This window comes from Bacillus sp. NMCC46 (genome assembly GCF_002998465.1).
Lineage (GTDB): Bacteria > Bacillota > Bacilli > Bacillales > Bacillaceae > Bacillus.
This window is the reverse complement of sequence record NZ_PVQZ01000001.1, coordinates 473394-491499: the sequence shown is the minus strand read 5'-3', so window position 1 is coordinate 491499 and position 18106 is coordinate 473394. Positions and strand designations below refer to the sequence as shown.

Annotated in this window: 21 protein-coding genes and 1 other annotated feature; all 21 genes read left to right on the top strand. The window is 41.7% G+C overall.

Features of this window, described 5'->3' with window-relative positions:
* The first annotated feature begins 47 nt into the window (after positions 1–47).
* Complete coding sequence (spoIIGA, locus tag C6Y01_RS02475) at positions 48–977, top strand: sigma-E processing peptidase SpoIIGA (protein ID WP_034662538.1); 930 nt, start codon at positions 48–50, stop codon at positions 975–977.
* 59 nt (positions 978–1036) lie between these two features.
* Positions 1037–1756 (top strand): RNA polymerase sporulation sigma factor SigE, encoded by a 720-nt coding sequence (sigE, locus tag C6Y01_RS02470; RefSeq protein WP_007499746.1) that lies wholly within the window; start codon positions 1037–1039, stop codon positions 1754–1756.
* A 142-nt stretch (positions 1757–1898) separates the two neighbouring features.
* A complete protein-coding gene (gene sigG, locus C6Y01_RS02465; protein WP_003211879.1) occupies positions 1899–2678 on the top strand; it encodes an RNA polymerase sporulation sigma factor SigG in 780 nt (259 codons plus the stop codon).
* A 151-nt stretch (positions 2679–2829) separates the two neighbouring features.
* Entirely contained in the window at positions 2830–3768 is a 939-nt protein-coding gene (locus tag C6Y01_RS02460; RefSeq protein ID WP_034662535.1) for a sugar-binding transcriptional regulator, read from the top strand.
* A gap of 445 nt (positions 3769–4213) precedes the next feature.
* A complete protein-coding gene (locus tag C6Y01_RS02455; RefSeq protein ID WP_034662533.1) occupies positions 4214–5458 on the top strand; it encodes an NAD(P)H-dependent oxidoreductase in 1245 nt (414 codons plus the stop codon).
* A gap of 12 nt (positions 5459–5470) precedes the next feature.
* Positions 5471–5902, top strand: a complete 432-nt coding sequence (locus tag C6Y01_RS02450; RefSeq protein ID WP_034662530.1) for a transcriptional regulator GutM — start codon at positions 5471–5473, stop codon at positions 5900–5902.
* A gap of 18 nt (positions 5903–5920) precedes the next feature.
* On the top strand, positions 5921–6451 hold the full coding sequence (gene srlA / locus C6Y01_RS02445; RefSeq protein ID WP_003210918.1) for a PTS glucitol/sorbitol transporter subunit IIC: 531 nt from the start codon (positions 5921–5923) through the stop codon (positions 6449–6451).
* Positions 6452–6464: 13 nt separating this feature from the next.
* On the top strand, positions 6465–7475 hold the full coding sequence (gene srlE, locus C6Y01_RS02440) for a PTS glucitol/sorbitol transporter subunit IIB (protein WP_034662527.1): 1011 nt from the start codon (positions 6465–6467) through the stop codon (positions 7473–7475).
* Positions 7476–7501: 26 nt separating this feature from the next.
* The gene (locus C6Y01_RS02435) at positions 7502–7858 is read left to right on the top strand and encodes a PTS glucitol/sorbitol transporter subunit IIA (RefSeq protein WP_106037784.1); all 357 of its coding nucleotides are present in this window, start codon (positions 7502–7504) and stop codon (positions 7856–7858) included.
* Positions 7859–7985: 127 nt separating this feature from the next.
* Positions 7986–8765 carry an ABC transporter ATP-binding protein gene (locus C6Y01_RS02430; protein WP_106036777.1) on the top strand — a complete coding sequence of 260 codons (780 nt, stop codon included), beginning with the start codon at positions 7986–7988 and terminating at the stop codon, positions 8763–8765.
* 79 nt (positions 8766–8844) lie between these two features.
* Positions 8845–9081 (top strand): YlmC/YmxH family sporulation protein, encoded by a 237-nt coding sequence (locus C6Y01_RS02425; protein ID WP_008344958.1) that lies wholly within the window; start codon positions 8845–8847, stop codon positions 9079–9081.
* A gap of 237 nt (positions 9082–9318) precedes the next feature.
* A complete protein-coding gene (gene pgeF, locus C6Y01_RS02420) occupies positions 9319–10158 on the top strand; it encodes a peptidoglycan editing factor PgeF (RefSeq protein WP_095285188.1) in 840 nt (279 codons plus the stop codon).
* A gap of 6 nt (positions 10159–10164) precedes the next feature.
* Positions 10165–10854, top strand: coding sequence for a YggS family pyridoxal phosphate-dependent enzyme (locus tag C6Y01_RS02415; RefSeq protein ID WP_223249877.1), 690 nt, complete (start codon positions 10165–10167; stop codon positions 10852–10854).
* A gap of 1 nt (position 10855) precedes the next feature.
* Positions 10856–11314 carry a cell division protein SepF gene (locus C6Y01_RS02410; protein WP_034662521.1) on the top strand — a complete coding sequence of 153 codons (459 nt, stop codon included), beginning with the start codon at positions 10856–10858 and terminating at the stop codon, positions 11312–11314.
* Between the two features lie 6 nt (positions 11315–11320).
* Entirely contained in the window at positions 11321–11602 is a 282-nt protein-coding gene (locus C6Y01_RS02405; protein WP_095285147.1) for a YggT family protein, read from the top strand.
* A gap of 53 nt (positions 11603–11655) precedes the next feature.
* A complete protein-coding gene (locus C6Y01_RS02400) occupies positions 11656–12432 on the top strand; it encodes a YlmH family RNA-binding protein (RefSeq protein WP_034662515.1) in 777 nt (258 codons plus the stop codon).
* A 26-nt stretch (positions 12433–12458) separates the two neighbouring features.
* Entirely contained in the window at positions 12459–12953 is a 495-nt protein-coding gene (locus C6Y01_RS02395) for a DivIVA domain-containing protein (RefSeq protein WP_003211323.1), read from the top strand.
* Between the two features lie 59 nt (positions 12954–13012).
* Positions 13013–13250 (top strand) — a binding site (T-box leader).
* A gap of 59 nt (positions 13251–13309) precedes the next feature.
* Entirely contained in the window at positions 13310–16075 is a 2766-nt protein-coding gene (gene ileS, locus C6Y01_RS02390) for an isoleucine--tRNA ligase (RefSeq protein WP_106037783.1), read from the top strand.
* Between the two features lie 160 nt (positions 16076–16235).
* Entirely contained in the window at positions 16236–16610 is a 375-nt protein-coding gene (locus C6Y01_RS02385) for a TraR/DksA family transcriptional regulator (protein WP_034662509.1), read from the top strand.
* A 94-nt stretch (positions 16611–16704) separates the two neighbouring features.
* Entirely contained in the window at positions 16705–17172 is a 468-nt protein-coding gene (gene lspA, locus C6Y01_RS02380; protein WP_012009890.1) for a signal peptidase II, read from the top strand.
* On the top strand, positions 17169–18083 hold the full coding sequence (locus tag C6Y01_RS02375) for an RluA family pseudouridine synthase (RefSeq protein WP_034662506.1): 915 nt from the start codon (positions 17169–17171) through the stop codon (positions 18081–18083). The genes lspA and C6Y01_RS02375 overlap by 4 nt, the downstream gene beginning before the upstream one ends.
* Positions 18084–18106 lie beyond the last annotated feature (23 nt).

The window sequence follows — 18106 nt, the reverse complement described above, 5'->3', positions numbered from 1 at the left end:
TGCAAGTACTGCTTTTGATTCTTTGTTTCAGATGAAAGGAGCAGAAGGTGGTCATTTATTTAGATGTGATCTGGCTGTTAAACTTTTGTTTTGATCTATTGCTTCTCTTACTCACTGCATTTATTCTCAAACGACAAGTAAAAAAAAGGCGATATATGTTAGGAGCTCTCATTGGATCGAGCATTGTTCTCTTGCTCTTTACACCATTTGCAATGGTTGTGTCACACCCTTTAGGCAAACTATTTTTTTCTGTCTTCATCGTTCTTGCAACCTTTGGTTTTCAAAGATTTCGTTCCTTTTTTCAAAATCTGTTTGCTTTTTACTTTGTAACATTTTTGATGGGAGGAGGCATGATCGGGGTTCATTCATTTTTGCAAACCAACACAGTGATCCAAGATGGCCTGCTCATTTCACAAAATGATGGCTTTGGTGATCCGATTAGCTGGCTTTTTGTTTTAACCGGCTTTCCTGCGATATGGCTGTTTTCAAAGAAAAGATTAGGAGAGGTTGGTGCGAAAAAAAGACAGTATGATGAACAAGTGCTTGTAGAGATACACATTCACGGGGAGACCATCCGCTTAAATGGACTCGTCGATTCTGGCAATCAGCTGTATGATCCTATGACAAAAACACCTGTCATGATCGTTCAGGCCGATCAGCTAACGGCCATTTGCGGAGAGCCATTTATAGAGCTCATGAAACAGTCTCATCCTGTTGAAGTGATGCAAAAGATCGATGATCAATTTCCCCTTCTTGATCGATTAAGACTTGTTCCATATCGAGCAGTCGGTCATGATCACGGTTTTCTACTATGCCTAAAACCAGATACTGTCGTCATTTATTCAAAGACGCATATGATTCAGCCGGCCAAGTGTTTTGTAGGGTTGAGTCTGAGCGGTTTATCAGCAGATCAGGAATTTCAATCCATCATTCATCCAGATATGTTAGACGGGAAAATCATCCAGGGGGTGTCGTAGTTTTTTGGTGATGTCTTTTATCTTACGAGGTCAACTTGACATTTAGAAGGGAGAAGAAGATGAAAAAATTAAAATTTAAACTCACTTACTACTGGTATAAACTCCTCATGAAGCTAGGTCTAAAGAGTGATGAAATTTATTATATTGGTGGAAGTGAAGCGCTGCCGCCTCCATTATCAAAGGATGAAGAGCAGGAACTGCTTGTCAAATTACCAAAAGGTGATCAAACCGCAAGGGCGATTCTGATCGAAAGAAATTTGCGTTTAGTCGTTTACATCGCAAGGAAATTTGAAAACACAGGTATTAATATCGAGGATTTAATTAGTATCGGAACCATTGGCCTGATCAAAGCAGTCAATACATTTAACCCTGAAAAAAAGATCAAGCTGGCAACATATGCTTCGAGATGTATTGAAAATGAGATTCTGATGTACTTGAGGCGAAATAATAAAATCCGTTCAGAAGTCTCGTTTGATGAACCGCTCAACATTGATTGGGACGGAAATGAACTGCTTTTATCAGACGTACTTGGAACAGATGATGATATTATCACGCGGGATATTGAAGCAAATGTAGATAAAAAACTGCTGAAAAAAGCGCTGGAGCAATTAAATGACCGCGAAAAGCAGATCATGGAACTGAGATTTGGCTTGGTCGGCGGTGAGGAAAAAACCCAAAAAGATGTCGCTGACATGCTTGGGATTTCCCAGTCGTATATTTCGAGGCTTGAAAAAAGAATCATTAAACGATTACAAAAAGAATTTAATAAAATGGTCTAAAAAAATTTTTTGAAAGCTCGATCCCTGTACTGCCAAAGGGATAACCATTTTTTCACATGATTCTCGTCATCGCTCGTGCATATTTTTCCATCCCAAGGAGATACTGAACTTTGTACAACAGCTCCTGTAGGGAGGGAAAAAAGTGTCCAGAAATAAAGTGGAAATCTGCGGAGTCGACACCTCCAAACTGCCTGTTCTGAAAAACGACGAGATGAGAAAATTGTTCAGACAGCTGCAAGATGAGGGTGACGATACAGCAAGAGAAAAGCTAGTCAATGGCAATTTACGGTTGGTTTTAAGTGTGATTCAGCGTTTTAACAACAGAGGCGAGTATGTCGATGATCTCTTCCAAGTAGGCTGTATCGGATTAATGAAATCAATTGATAATTTTGATTTAAGCCACAATGTCAGATTTTCAACTTATGCGGTTCCTATGATCATAGGAGAAATCCGTCGATACTTGCGTGATAACAACCCGATTCGGGTGTCTCGTTCACTAAGAGATATTGCCTATAAGGCACTTCAGGTCCGTGAGAGGCTGATTAGTGAGACAAGCAAGGAGCCAACAGCAGAAGACATTGCCAAAGTGCTGGAAGTGCCTCATGAGGAAATTGTCTTTGCCCTAGATGCGATTCAAGATCCTGTATCTTTGTTTGAACCGATCTATAATGACGGAGGAGATCCGATTTATGTGATGGATCAAATTAGTGATGAACGGAACAAAGACACACAATGGGTGGAAGAATTGGCCTTAAAAGAGGGCATGCGCAGATTGAACGACAGGGAAAAAATGATTCTTCGTAAACGCTTCTTCCAGGGCAAAACGCAAATGGAAGTCGCTGAAGAAATCGGGATTTCTCAAGCACAAGTCTCAAGGCTTGAAAAAGCAGCCATCAAACAAATGAATAAAAACATCTTTTAAAGCCGCCGCTTGATGTGCGGCTTTTTTCATTCTTGTTAGAGAACACGCCTCTAGTATTGACTCGGTTATTTTTTTCATTTAATCTGTTTTTAACAAATGTTATTTTAGATATCATTTGTTAGGGAACACTTAAGCGGAAAGAAGGGTTATTATGACATTCCATGATGAAAGAAGGCTGCTCATTAAGGTTGCGCATATGTATTATGAAGAAGGCGCCACCCAATCTAACATTGCAGAAGCTGTTGGGGTTAGCCGTTCGCTCATATCGAAATATTTGGCAAAAGCACGTGAAGCAGGAATCGTGGAAATCATTATTCATGATGAAGTCAATCAACAGTATGGATCGTTAGAAAGAAAAATAGAACGCAAATATGGGCTGCGAGAAGTCGTCTGTGTGGAAACGCTTAGCAAAGACACAACCAAAAGCCGAATCGGTGCCGCGGCAGCAAGCTTTTTATTAAAAGTGATGAAAGATGGACAAGTCATCGGGTTTTCCTCAGGGACAACGCTGCATGAAATGGCGAAAGCGCTTACCTCTGTTCAGCACTATCCATCCGTGACATTTGTTCCGCTTGTCGGAGGTGTGGGAAATGAAGATGTCGATATCCACGCTAACTATATTATTGCGAGATGCACAGAGGCACTCAAATCTAAATGTGAGTTTTTACATGTACCCGTCATGCTTGATACGAAAGAAGCGAAAGATGTACTGATCCGGCAGCCGTCGATCAAAAAAGTGATTGAACTAGGAGAATCATCAAATATCGCAGTTGTCGGAATTGGCGGTGTTCCGCAGCATTCAACGATGGTGAAATCTTATATGACAAGCGGCGAGGAGGACATCCTTCAAGCGAAGGATGTAGCAGGTGACATTTGCTATAACTTTATTGATCATCAAGGGGAAGTATATCCCCACCCATGGAACGACCGGGTGATGGGCATAAGCCCGCAAAAGCTGAAAGAAATTCCGCTTGTCATAGGTGTCGCTGGTGGCGAAGAGAAAATTGAAGCGATCCGGGCGGCATTAGCAGGTGGATTAATTCATGTATTAATTACCGATGAACGAACAGGAGATGCCTTATTAAAGTAACTACCTAATATCATTAGGTAGTCAGCGTGTAGACAAACCCTCGCATTCGGTGTCAGTCCTGCGTGCCGGTGCTCACGAATATCAAATTCGCTCCGCTCCGGTACTCGTCCTTCCTAGACTGCAAAGGTTTTCTATCACGCTGAAAAGAAGACAAAAGGCTAAAATGAAGATCATTTTAGCCCTTTGTCAAGAATCTGTAACTACCTAATATCATTAGGTAGCTTTTTTTTGAGTCTAAAGACTCAAAAAGATTGAAAATTTTATCGATTTTAGCTTGACACAAAGTTGACACATCATATAAACTAAGTTCATAACAAATGATAAATAAAATAACAAATGTTACAAGAAACAGATTTTTGTTAATTTTTATAACATTTGTTAAAAGTTTCAGATTATATTTCTAGCAATCTATTGAGAAGCAAGAAAACCTGAAAGGATGATTTAGATGTCAATCTATCAACAGTTGTTAGCTCGAGAACGCAGTGGAGACCCGATCAAAGTAGGGATTATTGGAGCAGGCCAAATGGGCTTTGGACTCATTTCACAAATTTCTAAAATTCCAGGCATGATTGTCGCTGGTGTTTGTGATATTCACCTTAGTGCAGCAGAGAAGGCAGCAAATTTCTACAAGCAGCATGCGAAGCCGCATCAAATGGTTGTCACAAATGATTACAGAGAAGTGATTCAATCAGATTTCGTGGAAGTTGTAGTAGATGCAACAGGTGTCCCAGAGGTCGGAGCAAACATTTCTTTGGAAGCGCTTAATTCGAAAAAACATCTCGTTCTTTTAAATGTAGAAGTTGATATTACTATCGGTTTGGTCATGCATAAGTTATTCACAAATGCAGGGCTTGTTTACTCAGGATCAGCTGGAGACGAACCAGCAGCAACACTAGAATTATATGAATTTGCGAAAACAATGGGTCTTGAGGTGCTCGTTGCCGGGAAAGGAAAGAACAACCCATTCTTCCCAGAAGCAAATCCAGATACGTGTAAAGCAGAAGCAGATAGTAAACATATGAGTGCACATATGCTGGCTGCATTCCAGGACGGCACAAAAACAATGGCCGAAATGAACTTATTAAGTAATGCGACAGGGCTTCTGCCTGATAAAGTCGGTATGCACGGAGTCGAAGCAAATTTAGAGAATGTAGCAGATAAATTGAATCAAAAACAGCAAGGCGGCGTGCTGGATAACTTCGGAGTCGTTGAATATGTAAATGGACTTGCACCAGGCGTATTTGTCATCGTCAAGAGTGATCTTGAGCCAGTGGATGAAGAACTGCGCTATTTAAAAGTTGGAAAAGGTCCGCACTACACACTTTACCGTCCTTTCCACTTAGCCAGTCTTGAAACACCTGTCACCATCGCAAAAGCGGTCTTACAGCATGATTCATCCATCCACCCAATTGGTGTACCAGTGTCAGAAACAGTAGCTGTTGCGAAAAGAGAGATTAAAGCAGGGGAATCACTTGACGGAATTGGCGGGTACTCCGTAAGAGGTGTACTTGAAACACATCAAGACATGAAAACGAACGGCCACATTCCAATTGGCTTAATCAGCGGAAAAGTCGTAGCGAAAAAAGACATCAAATTAGGACAATTCCTGACTCATGATGATGTAGAACTTGATTCAAACACAACGGTCTGGAAGCTGCGTTCATTACAAGATCATTTATTTCAATCATAAGGACGTGAAGCTATGGAAAAATTAGCAATCGTACTTTGTATCATTCTCATTGTGCAGTATGGGTTATCTTTTATTCAAATCAAGTACTACCGCAAGAGCATGGATTCACTTATTGATGACTACAAAGGGAAGCAAGGCTATCACTTGTTTTCGGGAATGGAACGGCGCAAAGTTGGCCCTGGAGCCATAGCGCTCATCATTGTGGATGAATCTTATATCATTCAAAAATGCCATGTGCTTGGCGGTGTGTCGATCTTATCTAAATTTAAAGAAGTTCCTTCATATGAAGGAAAGCATGTTGGTGCAGTGCTAGACGAGCACCATATGATGAAGCAGACATTGAAAAAACGCAAAAAGGGGCCAGCTGTCATGCACGCACTTTCCATGGCGGCTGAACAAGCACTTGTCTCGATTTCGAAAAAAAATATAACAAATGTGAACTAGAGAAAGGGGAGATGAAACATGGAATGGATTCAATGGTTTGGAGAGCACTTTATCGGAATGTTTGAAGCCGGTGGAAAGCAATTCATGGGTCTTGTTACAGGCATCGTTCCAACGCTTGTTGTGTTACTTACTTTCACTTATGCTGTCATGAAGTTTATTGGAGAAGAGCGAGTGAATAGAGCGATCCAGTTTGCAGCGAAATATACGATTTTGCGCTATACGTTAATGCCGATCTTATCTGTTCTTATTTTGACAAACCCAATGGCTTATACGTTTGGCCGCTTCTTACCTGAAAAACAAAAACCAGCATTCTATGATTCAGCTGTTTCATTTGTTCATCCGGTGACATCACTGTTCCCGTATGCCAACGCAGGAGAACTGTTTGTCTACTTAGGGATTGCGAACGGGATTAAAGAAGCAGGATATTCAATGTCAGAGCTTGCTGTTCGTTACTTCTTAGTCGGGATCGTCGTCATTTTACTTCGCGGCATCATTACTGAATGGATTACAAAATACTTAGCAGGAAAAATGAAAGCGAATTCACAATAGGGGAGGGTTAGACATGACAAACCACAAAGTATTTGTTGCAAAAGGTGCTGGCGGATGGGGAAAAGGCTTGGAGCTTGAACCGACTGGTAAAAGAAGAAAGGTTGTTTCCATTACAGGGGGAGGCATTCACCCAGTTGCTCGTAAAATTGCAGAAATGACAGGGACAGAAGCATGTGACGGCTTTAAAAACTCGATACCAGAAGATGAAATGATGTGTGTTGTCATTGACTGCGGTGGAACTGCGCGAATCGGACTTTATCCAATGAAGCGCATTCCAACTGTAGACGTTTTGGCATCCTCTCCTTCTGGACCGCTTGCAAAACATATTACAGAGGATATCTTCGTATCAGGCGTAACAGAAAAGGATATTTCCTTTGCGGAAGCATCTGATGGTGAGGCGAAAGTAGAAGGTCAGGAAAACAGTGAGCCGATTGACAAGGAGAATTTCAAAGAAACCTATTCAAAACTGAAAGAGGAAAATATCGAGCGTCAGGAAAAAGGTAATTTCCTCATGAGATTCTCAAGAGGAATTGGGAAAGTCACCGGTACGTTCTATCAGGCTGGCCGTGATTCCGTTGATATGCTTTTGAAAAACATTATTCCATTCATGGCATTTGTCAGTATGTTAATTGGAATTATCAATTATACAAAAATCGGTGACTTGATTGCTCATTTTCTATCACCACTGGCAGGATCTATATGGGGGCTCTTACTGCTCGTCGTGGTCTGTACATTGCCGTTCCTATCGCCTGTCTTAGGACCTGGAGCAGTCATTGCACAAGTCATCGGTGTTCTCATTGGTAGTCAAATTGCACTAGGGAATATCCCGCCTCAATTTGCACTCCCTGCACTATTTGCCATCAACGGTCAAGTAGGGTGTGATTTCATTCCAGTTGGTCTGTCACTTGGTGAAGCGAAGCCGGAAACGGTACAATATGGGGTACCAGCTGTTTTGTATAGCCGTCTCATTACAGGGGTTCTATCTGTTGTGATCGCATACGTTGCCAGCTTCGGTATGTATTAAACGTATTAAAGGAGGAATCGAGATACATGGTAACACAATCTGTCGTAAAAGAAATTGGGATCTTAGTCCCGCAATTTAAAGAAGATAAGCTGATTGTTTTATTTGGACCCGCAGCGCCGCAGGAATTAAGAGATATGTCCGTCATTCATGAGTTCGAACATTTAGAAGAAGAGCCGCTGAAGCTGGGCGGTACCATTCAAGTGGGCGATCAAACGTACACGATCACAGCCCTCGGCAATAAAGCAAATGACAACTTTAAAGAGCTCGGCCATATTTCGATCTACTTCCAAGAGCCGTTTGATGATGTATTACCGGGAGCTGTCTTTGCATCTCCGCACAAGTTTCCTGATATAAAAGAAGGCGTACGAATTGAAATTTCGTAACGATAAAGAAAAGCTGTTCCGTAAAAGGAGCAGCTTTTCTTATGTGAGGTTTACCAGAAAGAGCAATTGCGATATGCTGTAAACATTCATTATTTGTTTATTCAGAATTTTTACTCAGGGGGAAATGATGGTGTCACTTGAATTGAAGGATGTTTCTTTAAAACGAAATGGGAAATGGCTGCTGCAATCTGTTGACTGGCAGGTGAACAAAGAGGAGCACTGGGTGCTTTACGGTTTAAATGGTGCGGGAAAAACCGCTTTATTAAATATGCTCTGCTCATATTACTTCCCCACGTCAGGTGAGATGACCGTGCTGGGACATGTCTTTGGCAAGGAGGCGCTTGGCGAAAAGCTCAGGAAGAAAATTGGCCTCATTTCTGCGGGACTTGAAAAGAAACTGCACAGAGACGACAATGCATTTGAAATAGTTCTCAGCGGAGCATTTGCTTCGATCGGGCTTTATGAAACCCCGACAGATGAGATAAGAGAGAAAGCCATTGATCTATTAAAAGCATTTGGTTCATTCAAATATGCGAACCGGACATATGAAACACTCTCACAAGGAGAAAAGCAAAAAGTCCTGATTGCGAGGGCTTTAATGAATGATCCCAAGCTCTTGATTTTAGATGAGCCTGTGACGGGTCTTGATTTTTTAGCAAGAGAACAGGTGCTGGAGACCATCTCATTCATTGCTTCAAAGCCTGATGCGCCTACTTTACTTTATACGACCCATCATGCAGAAGAGATTTTGCCTGTTTTTCAGCACACCTTATTATTAAAAGATGGGACTGTTTTTGATCAAGGAGAAACAAAAGAGATGATGACAAGCGATTTGCTTTCTTCCTTCTTTGAATGTCCGGTAGATGTGATGTGGAGAAATGGCCGTCCTCACTTAAGTAAATTGTAGATGAAAGAAACTATTGGTCTGTATCCCTGCTTTTCCATCATACATATTATAGTAGAAAACGAAAGGCGGGGAAGGACAGATGATCAGTATTTCTGAATTCCAAATCAAGGATGTCGTCGATGTGTCGAGCGGAAAAAAACTAGGCACCATTGGGGACATTGATATTAATGTCACGAGCGGTAAAATACAAGCGATCATTATCGGCGGCACAGGTAAAATGATGGGATTTTTCGGAAAAGAAGAGGAAATGATTGTGCCGTGGCGAAATATAGTAAAAATTGGCGAAGATGTGATACTTGTCCGATTGTCTTCTTAAAATTCGTATAACTCCTCAATGAATTATTCAATGATCCTTAAAATAAGCTCTCCATTCTTAGCAAACAATGTCTTTTTCGGGTAAAAAGATTACGTTTTCATATCAATTTGAAAAAAAACCTGTAGAAAGGGCACATTTGAGTGTAATATTTAATGAATCCCACTAACTGTCTACGCATGTCTTGTGGTAAAATAGGAGCGAAATAAAGAGAGATGAATGAAAGGTGGGAGGGCAGCTTTGACACACAAATATGACCCCTTTCAGCAGAAATCACCTTATGCAATGACCATTCATGATTGGACGAACATGACATGTTCTGGTAAAGAGGTATTGGCCGGATTTACGACAAAAAATGGCGGCTTCAGCCTTTCTCCATATCAATCATTGAACACTGGACTCCATGTAGGAGATGATGCTTCTAGTGTCCAAATGAATCGTCAAGTCATAGCAGATGCTACTGCTGTGCCGCTCTCTGATTGGGTGTTTGCAGACCAAACACACGATGACCGCATCAAGAAAGTCACCAAGGAGCAAAGAGGAAGAGGAAGTCTTCATTATCATGAGGCACTGCCTGGAACAGACGGCTTATATACGTCTGAACCGAACATGATGCTCGCTCTTTGTTTCGCCGATTGTGTTCCGCTTTATTTTCTAGCTCCGCAAAATGGACTCATCGGAACAGCCCATGCCGGATGGAAAGGAACCGTCAAGCAAATTGGTGCAAAGATGGTAGATCTATGGGTCAACCAAGAAGGTGCCAAGACCGATCAAATACAAGTCGTCATTGGACCATCCATTGGCAGCTGCTGCTACATAGTCGATGACGTGGTCATGGATCAAGTGAAACAGCTTCCCTTTTCAACAGAGGATGTGTATTCCGAGATTTCACAGGGACAATATAAATTAGACTTGAAAACATTAAACAAAAACGTATTGCTTCATGCAGGGGTGAAAGAAGAAAACATACATGTCAGTTCGATGTGCACAAGCTGCAGTGATCAGCTTTTCTTCTCACACCGCCGTGATCAAGGGAAAACAGGACGTATGATGTCTTTTGTCGGGTTTAAGGAGGCATAAGTGCAATTGAATGTACGAGAGAATCTCAGACAAATAAATGAACAAATAAACGAAGCATGTAAAAGAGCCGGCCGGAACCCAGCGGATGTATCGGTCGTCGCTGTCACAAAGTATGTCTCGATTGAGCGAGCACAAGAAGCCAAGGAAGCAGGAATTTTGCACTTTGGAGAAAATCGTGACCAAGGGTTACTTGAAAAACAAGCGGCCATAACCGATGAAAGCATTAGCTGGCACTTCATCGGCAGTTTACAAACACGAAAAGTAAAATCTGTCATTCAAACAATTGACTACTTACATTCGCTCGACAGGATGTCTCTTGCGAATGAAATTGAAAAAAGAGCGGATCACACGGTTCGCTGTTTTGTACAGGTAAACACATCGCTGGAGGAGTCAAAACACGGCTTACAAAGTGAAGACGTGATTCCATTTGTGAAGCAGCTCGCTGATTTCAAAAAGATTGAAATTGCTGGACTGATGACGATGGCTCCATTTACAGATGATCACACTGTGATACGAAACTGCTTTAAAACATTAAAAAATCTTCAAGAAGAAGTAAAACATCTTAACCAAGTAAATGCACCTTGTCAGCATTTATCGATGGGCATGTCAAATGATTTTGAAATCGCAATTGAAGAAGGTGCGACATTCGTTCGGATTGGCTCTTCACTTGTTGGAAATGAAACAGGAGGTGCGTGACATGAGCATAAAAAATAAGTTTAAAAGCTTTTTCACTCTCGACGATGAAGAGTATGAGTACGAATATATTGATGAAGAAAGAGAACCAGTCCAAGAAGAAAAAGGAACGAAGGACAAAGCGGCATTTCAAGAGCGTCCGCAGACTGGAAAACAAAATGTCGTCAGCTTGCAAAGCTTGCAGAAATCCTCTAAAGTGGTGTTAAGTGAGCCGCGTGTTTATGCAGAAGCGCAAGAGATTGCAGACCATATTAAAAACAGACGTGCAGTCGTCGTGAATTTGCAGCGCATTCAGCACGATCAAGCAAAGCGAATCATTGACTTCTTAAGCGGAACTGTTTATGCAATCGGTGGAGACATCCAGCGCATTGGCTCGAATATATTCCTCTGCACACCTGATAATGTGGATGTATCTGGCACAATATCAGAACTTTTGACAGAGGAAGAACCTCAGAGGTGGTAAATCATAGTGATTTTATATTACATTTTCCAGCTTTTACAGACTGTATTAACGATTTACTCATTCGCGATTATTATTTACATCTTTATGTCATGGGTGCCATCTGCAAGAGAAACATCGATTGGGCGTTTTCTGACAAATATTTGCGAACCGTATTTAGAACCATTTCGTAAAATTATTCCGCCAATTGGCATGATTGACATCTCGCCAATTGTGGCATTGCTTGTGATTCGTTTTGCATCATCATATGGACTAACTGGTCTTTACAATATGATTGTACGCTTCATGTAGACAGGCTGCCGGGCTTGGCGCTGCCAGGCTCTTTTACATAAGAGGGGAACAAAATGAGCGATATTTATCAACATTTTAGAAAAGACGAACAGCCATTTGTCGACCAAGTGTTAGGCTGGAAAAAAATCGCACTCGACCAGTATCGAATGAAATTAACAGACTTTCTTGATCCGCGTGAGCAGTTTATTACCGAGTCCGTCATCCAGCATGCTGATGAGCTTGGGATCATGTTTTTTGGCGGGTATGAAGGAGCGGAGCGCAAAAGAGCTCTCATTTATCCTGAATATTTAGAACCGGCTACTCAGGATGTTGAGCTGTCTTATTTTCAGGTGAATTATGCGAAAAAGTTTATTTCCTTAGAACACCCGAAGCTTCTCGGCTCACTGATTGGGACAGGCTTGAAGCGTCAAAAATTCGGAGATCTGTTATTTTCAGAGGAAGATGTGCAGTTTATTTGTACAAGTGATGTCGCTGATTTTGTGCGGGCGCAGCTGACGCATGTTGGCAGAGCTTCCGTTTCATTAGAGGAAATCACGCAGGCAGATTTAAAACCGGTTATGAGCAAGACTGACATCAAAGAAGATACTATTTCTTCACTGCGGCTTGATGCGGTATGTGCTGCAATCAGCCGTCAGTCTCGGCAAAAGGCACAGCTTTTGGTCAAAAATGGGCTTGTCAAAGTTAATTGGAAAGTCACTGAGGACCCTTCCTTTACAATCGGCGAAGGCGATCAGCTCTCTGTACGGGGATTTGGCCGATTTAGCTTGAAAACGATTGATGGGAAGACCAAAAAAGATAAATTTAAAGTAACATTTGAGCTTCTGACATAACGAACTTGAATCTGGAGGTGGCGAGGTTGCCATTAACACCTAATGATATTCATAATAAAACGTTCACAAAAAGCTTTCGCGGCTATGATGAAGATGAAGTAAACGAGTTTTTAAGCCAAGTACGTAAAGATTACGAAATCGTGCTTCGCAAAAAGAATGAACTTGAAGAAAAAGTAAACGAGCTTGACGAAAGACTAGGTCATTTTGCGACAATTGAAGAGACATTAAACAAATCAATTCTTGTGGCGCAGGAAGCAGCAGAAGACGTCAAACGTCATTCTGATAAAGAAGCGAAATTGATTATTCGTGAAGCAGAGAAAAATGCAGATCGTATTATCAACGAAGCGCTATCAAAATCAAGAAAGATTGCGATGGAAATCGAAGAACTGAAGAAGCAGTCGAAGGTCTTTAGAACTCGCTTCCAAATGCTCATCGAAGCTCAGCTTGATCTTCTAAAAAATGACGATTGGGATCATTTACTGGAATATGAAGTTGACGCTGTCTTTGACGAAAAAGAATAAGCGCATCATCTTGACATGACGTGCAGATGTTGCATATAATACCATCATAAATTAACAAGAGATAAACGTTTGAAAGGGACACTCGCAGTTGTCATATGCGTAATAAAGCGAATCAGGGATGGTGGAAGCCTGACATTACGAGACGCTGCAATGAGATCACCCCTTTAGTTCCTTTTCTGAAATGAATGAGTAAGAAAAGGCGTCTGATCACGTTACGATTTTAGAGTGGATAAGCGGCTGTTTCATAGCGCTTGTCTAAAAGGGTGGTACCGCGAGACAAGCCTTCTCGTCCCTTATGGGATGAGAGGGCTTTTTTTATTGTTTTTTAATAAGTATTTGCATATGGAGGAATGGGTATGAACTACAAAGACACCTTATTAATGCCGAAAACAGAATTCCCAATGAGAGGGAACTTGCCGAACAAAGAGCCTGAAATCCAAGAGGAGTGGGCAGAAAAAGACATCTATCAAATGGTTTTAGAGCGGACAAAAGGACGCCCGACCTTTATTTTGCATGATGGACCTCCATATGCGAATGGTGACATTCATATGGGGCACGCACTCAATAAAATCCTAAAAGATTTTATTGTCCGTTTTAAATCAATGAATGGGTTCCACGCACCGTACGTACCGGGCTGGGATACACACGGCTTACCAATTGAAACGGCTCTTACTAAAAATAAAAAAGTCAAACGTAAAGAAATGTCGACAGCTGAATTCCGCAAACTATGTGAAGAGTATGCTTGGAAGCAAATCGAAGGTCAGCGCAATCAGTTTAAGCGATTAGGCGTAAGAGCAGACTGGGACAATCCATATGTAACCTTAAAGCCTGAGTACGAAGCGCAGCAAATTCTTGTCTTTGGTGAAATGGCGAAGAGAGGCTATATTTACAAAGGACTAAAGCCTGTTAACTGGTCTCCTTCAAGTGAGTCAGCACTTGCTGAAGCGGAAATTGAATATAAAGACAAACGTTCACCATCCATTTACGTTTCATTTAAAGTGAAAGATGGCAAAGGCGTACTTGAAAACGGCGAACAATTCATCATCTGGACAACAACCCCTTGGACACTTCCTGCAAACCTTGGGATTTGTGTTCATCCAAACCTAGAGTACAGCGTTCTTCAAGTGGGTGCTGAGCGATATGTTGTCGCATCTGAGCTAGTTGAACAAGTGGCAAAAACACTTGGCTTTGAAGAGTATGAAGTCGTGAAAACATTAAAAGGAAAAGAATTAGATACCATCGTTGCAGAGCATCCGATCTACGGCAGAGATTCTCTTGTCATGCTTGGCGACCACGTGACAACGGATGCAGGAACAGGCTGTGTTCACACAGCTCCAGGTCACGGGGAAGATGACTTTATTGTCAGTATGAAATACGGTCTTGATGTGCTATGTCCAGTAGACGAAAAAGGTGTGATGACAGAAGAAGCGCCTGGTTTTGAAGGATTATTCTACGAGGATGCCAATAAAGCGATCACAGAACAGCTTGAAGCAAAAGGCGCACTGAAAAAGCTCGACTTTATCACGCACTCTTACCCGCATGACTGGAGAACGAAAAAACCAACCATTTATCGTGCGACAGCTCAGTGGTTTGCATCGATTAAGGATTTCAGAGAAGCGCTATTAGACAATATTAAAGAAACGAAATGGGTTCCAGCATGGGGCGAAACACGCCTATTCAACATGGTGCGAGACAGAGGCGACTGGTGCATTTCAAGACAGCGTGTATGGGGCGTTCCAATTCCGGTCTTTTATGCGGAAAATGGCGAGCCGATCATCACAGATGAAACGATTCAGCATGTCTCTCAATTATTTAGAGAACATGGCTCTAATATTTGGTTTGAAAAAGAAGCGAAAGAACTATTGCCAGAAGGCTTTACACATCCAGGAAGCCCGAACGGTGAATTCACAAAAGAGCAGGACATCATGGATGTATGGTTTGATTCAGGTTCTTCTCACCAGGCCGTTTTAGAAGAAAGAGATGACCTTGTTCGTCCGGCAGACCTTTACCTTGAAGGCTCTGACCAATATCGTGGATGGTTCAACTCATCTTTATCTACTTCTGTAGCTATCACAGGAAAAGCACCTTATAAAGGAGTGGTTAGCCATGGAATGACTTTGGATAAAGAAGGACGTAAAATGAGTAAATCCTTAGGAAATACCATTGAACCTGACAAAGTAGCTAAACAACTAGGTGCTGAAATTCTTAGACTTTGGGTATCTTCTGTTAACTATCAAGCCGATCACCCAGTGTCTGATGATATCTTAAAACAAGTAGCAGAGGTCTATCGTAAAATCCGTAACACGTTCCGCTTCCTGCACGGTAACCTATTTGACTTTGACCCAGCAGTCCATGCAGTACCTGTAGAAGAGCTTCGCGAAGTGGATCAATATATTTTGATCAAATTAAACAAACTGATTGATAAAGTGAAAAAGGCTTATGATGATTACGAATTTGCGGTCGTATATCATGCAATTCACAATTTCTGTACGATTGAGCTAAGCTCATTCTATCTCGACTTTGCAAAGGATGTCGTGTACATTGAGCATGCAGATCATCCAGACCGCCGCAGCATGCAGACAGTCTTCTACGAAACATTAATGGCGTTAGTGAAGCTGACTGCACCAATTCTTCCGCATACAGCAGATGAATTATGGAGCCACTTAAGCTTTGTTGAAGAGCCAAGTGTTCAGTTAACAGATATGCCAGAAGGTGTGGCTGTTTCTCAAGCAGAAGCGACAGAAGCGAAGTTCGACCGCTTCATGGAAGTGCGTGACGATGTGCTAAAAGCGCTCGAAATTGCGCGTAACGAGAAAGTCATCGGACGTTCTCTTGAAGCAAGTGTGACACTTTACGCGACAGATGAAGTGAAAGACCTTCTTGCATCCATTAAAGAAGATGTGAAGCAGCTCTTTATCATCTCTGAACTAACGGTAGAAGATAAGCAGAATGCAGATGCATCAGCACCTGAATACACATCAGGACGTATTGTGGTTCAAAAAGCAGAAGGAGAATTGTGCGAACGTTCTCGCGTTATTTCAAAAGATGTTGGTGCAAATCCGAAATATCCAACATTGTCACTTAAAAATGCTGAAATCGTGGAAAAATATTACCAGAATTAACAGTGTGATATGACCAACTAGCGCCCCGCCATAAGCGGGGCGTTTTCTATTCTGAGAAAATGACAGCGTTTAGAACGAAAGGAAAAATCTTATGGCTTTAAAGTGGACAGCCGGGGCAACAATATGATTATCACGACAGGGCAGGAGTTGAAATAGCGACATGAATGGCGATCTAGAGACGATTTACACGGAACTCCTTCAAATGAAAGAAGAGCTGCAATCTAAACTGTTTGAATACGCATCATTTCGTTCACCCGCTGAGCATGTCTCAATGAACGAGGTCCAAACGACCACGCTTCTTTATCACATCAAAGAAGAGCTGCAAGATGTGTCTCTCGCTATTGCAAAAATTGAGCAGGGAACCTATGGTATATGTGAGGCGACAGGTGATGCCATTCCGCTTGAACAAATGAGTATTCTTCCTACCGCCCGCACGGCTGACGACTTTCTATATCATAAGCAATACGAGAAAAAAGCATTCACTCCTTATCCTCATGAATCAGATGATTCTCATTTTGAAGCCTTCCACATGTAGGGAGGTTTTTGTCTGTCAACTAAAGTTTCTTTACTCCTTCCTGTTTTCTTGATAAAATGCTTAAAGACCAAAGTATGAAGATGGAGGAACGTGTGTGTTCTATTACATAATCGCATTCGTGATGATTTGTTTAGATCAATTAACAAAATGGCTCATTGTCAAAAATATGATGCTCGGAGATTCTTATCCAGTGATTGATGGCTTCTTTTATATCACGTCTCACCGAAATTCAGGAGCCGCATGGGGAATTCTCCAAGGACAAATGTGGTTTTTCTATGTGATCACACTCGTTGTTATTGCGGGAATTGTTTATTATTTGCAAAAGCATGGGCAAAAGGACAAGCTGCTTGGAGTAGCACTGGCCTTAATGCTTGGCGGAGCAATTGGAAACTTTATCGACCGTGTTTTCCGTCAGGAAGTGGTAGATTTTGCTCATTTCGTCTTTGGGAATTATCACTACCCAATCTTTAATATTGCAGATTCTTCTCTATGTGTAGGGGTTATTCTGCTCTTCATTCAAATGCTGTTAGATGGAAAGAAAACGAAGGAGTCAACTACATGAATCAAGTAAATATTGCCGTTTCAGAAGAACAAACGAGTGAACGGCTTGATAAATTTCTAAGCACGACAGAACCAGAATGGTCAAGAACCCAAGTCCAGCAGTGGGTAAAGGATGGGCTGATCGAAGTAAACGGGAAACAAGTGAAAGCCAATTACAAAGTACAAGCTGGAGATCAGATTAAAGTCGAGATTCCAGACCCAGAAGTACTAGATGTAGAAGCAGAACCAATGGATCTTGATATTTATTATGAGGATGCAGATGTGCTAGTGGTGAATAAACCACGAGGAATGGTTGTTCATCCAGCGCCAGGTCACGTCTCTGGAACACTTGTAAATGGCCTGATGGCACATTGCACGGACTTATCAGGCATTAATGGTGTGATGCGTCCTGGAATTGTCCACCGAATTGATAAAGACACGTCTGGACTGTTAATGGTCGCGAAAAACGATATGGCGCATGAATCACTCGTCAATCAGCTCGTGGCTAAGACCGTCACAAGAAAATATACGGCCGTTGTCCATGGCATTATCCAGCATGATACAGGCACAATTGATGCCCCAATTGGCAGAGACAAAAAAGACCGCCAAAGCATGACGGTTACAAAAGAAAGTGCAAAACAAGCAGTCACTCACTTTGATGTGATTGAACGCTTTCAGGACTTCACGGTTGTGGAGTGCCGTCTTGAAACAGGAAGAACACACCAAATTCGTGTTCATATGAAATATATCGGCTATCCGCTTGCAGGAGATCCGAAATATGGACCGAGAAAGACAGTCGATTTTAATGGACAGCTGCTTCATGCAGGTGTTCTAGGATTTGATCATCCTAGAACAGGAGAATATATCGAGTTCACAGCACCGATTCCTGCTGATATGCAAGCTTTTATCGATTCATTAAGAAATAACGATTGACAGGCAGTTCTTTTTTTGAAATA

Bases quoted from the DNA above. Each gene is read 5' to 3' on its own strand.
- srlA (WP_003210918.1), top strand. From the start codon at position 5,921: ATGGAATGGATTCAATGGTTTGGAGAGCACTTTATCGGAATGTTTGAA.
- C6Y01_RS02435 (WP_106037784.1), top strand. From the start codon at position 7,502: ATGGTAACACAATCTGTCGTAAAAGAAATTGGGATCTTAGTCCCGCAA.
- C6Y01_RS02460 (WP_034662535.1), top strand. From the start codon at position 2,830: ATGACATTCCATGATGAAAGAAGGCTGCTCATTAAGGTTGCGCATATG.
- C6Y01_RS02430 (WP_106036777.1), top strand. From the start codon at position 7,986: ATGGTGTCACTTGAATTGAAGGATGTTTCTTTAAAACGAAATGGGAAA.
- C6Y01_RS02400 (WP_034662515.1), top strand. From the start codon at position 11,656: ATGAGCGATATTTATCAACATTTTAGAAAAGACGAACAGCCATTTGTC.
- C6Y01_RS02425 (WP_008344958.1), top strand. From the start codon at position 8,845: ATGATCAGTATTTCTGAATTCCAAATCAAGGATGTCGTCGATGTGTCG.
- C6Y01_RS02455 (WP_034662533.1), top strand. From the start codon at position 4,214: ATGTCAATCTATCAACAGTTGTTAGCTCGAGAACGCAGTGGAGACCCG.
- sigE (WP_007499746.1), top strand. From the start codon at position 1,037: ATGAAAAAATTAAAATTTAAACTCACTTACTACTGGTATAAACTCCTC.
- ileS (WP_106037783.1), top strand. From the start codon at position 13,310: ATGAACTACAAAGACACCTTATTAATGCCGAAAACAGAATTCCCAATG.
- C6Y01_RS02385 (WP_034662509.1), top strand. From the start codon at position 16,236: ATGAATGGCGATCTAGAGACGATTTACACGGAACTCCTTCAAATGAAA.
- C6Y01_RS02410 (WP_034662521.1), top strand. From the start codon at position 10,856: ATGAGCATAAAAAATAAGTTTAAAAGCTTTTTCACTCTCGACGATGAA.
- C6Y01_RS02450 (WP_034662530.1), top strand. From the start codon at position 5,471: ATGGAAAAATTAGCAATCGTACTTTGTATCATTCTCATTGTGCAGTAT.
- C6Y01_RS02375 (WP_034662506.1), top strand. From the start codon at position 17,169: ATGAATCAAGTAAATATTGCCGTTTCAGAAGAACAAACGAGTGAACGG.
- srlE (WP_034662527.1), top strand. From the start codon at position 6,465: ATGACAAACCACAAAGTATTTGTTGCAAAAGGTGCTGGCGGATGGGGA.